The sequence below is a fragment of the Verrucomicrobium sp. BvORR106 genome, from assembly GCF_000739655.1.
Taxonomy (GTDB): Bacteria; Verrucomicrobiota; Verrucomicrobiia; order Verrucomicrobiales; family Verrucomicrobiaceae; genus Verrucomicrobium.
In genome coordinates, this window is record NZ_BATR01000072.1 from 1 (window position 1) to 965 (window position 965).

1 protein-coding gene is annotated in these 965 nt (G+C 65.4%); it reads right to left on the bottom strand.

Annotated features, from left to right (window positions below):
* The coding region (locus BV106_RS10990) for a hypothetical protein (protein WP_038164421.1) at nt 1-965 on the bottom strand (965 nt) is incomplete at both ends.

Genomic DNA, 965 nt, shown 5'->3' on the forward strand with positions numbered 1-965 from the left:
GTCGGCCCTGGACCCACTTGACCTGGGTGTTGGGGGTGCCGGTGCCGCTGAGGGTCACCCCCTCCTGGTAGGAGTGGGTCCAGCGGGGGCCGAGGTTGCCGGTCACCTGGAGGTCTCCGATGACGGTGCTGCGCTGGTCGTAGGTGACCTTGAAGTTGATGGCGGGGCCATAGGGCGGGGTGTGCACCACGGGGGTGTCGGTGACGAACAGGCCCGGGTTCATGGCGTTGAAACTGTAGGTGGCCATGGGGCTGGGGGCCTGCGGAGGGCAGGTCTCGCACTTGGGCATGGGGCCCTCCGGATCGGTGGCATGGACGCAGTGGCGGCCGAAGACGGTCTTGGCCTCTTCATCGTTCACATCCACATACCCGGCGGGCAGGGCGGTGGCGGCGGGGACGAGGAAATAGCCGCTCATCTGCTGCTCCAGGGCCTGGGGTGGCACCCAGCTGTCGTAGAAGAGGTGCTCGTCGGTGAGGCGGTACTTGCCCTCGAGCGTCTCGGTGAGGGCGGAGTAGTGGTTGAACTTGAAGTGGATGACGGAGGGGGCGATGATGGTGCGGCCGCTGGTGCGCTTGATGACCTTGAGGGTGCCGCCTCCTTCATGGCTGTGGGCCTTGAGTTCGAAGGCGGAGAGGCCGTCTTTGATGAAGATGGCCTTCTCGTTGTCATCGTGCACATCGGGGAAGATGGGGGGTTCACCCAGGGGGACGCAGATGGCATTGGCGGCGGTGAAGCCGCAGAAGACGTTGCGCTCAGCCTTGTGATCGAGGAACCAGAGGACCTCACGGGCACGGATGAGGGCATCGGCGGCGTAGCCACCTAGAGGCAGGGCTTTCGCTTCTTCAATCAAGGGTCGCAACTCGTCCTTCTGGCCCATGAGGGAGCGGCGCTGCAGGAGGCGGCCGAGGGCCATCTCGGCGAGGCGGCGGTCGTCGATGTCGGTGAACTGTTTGCCCTGGTCCCAG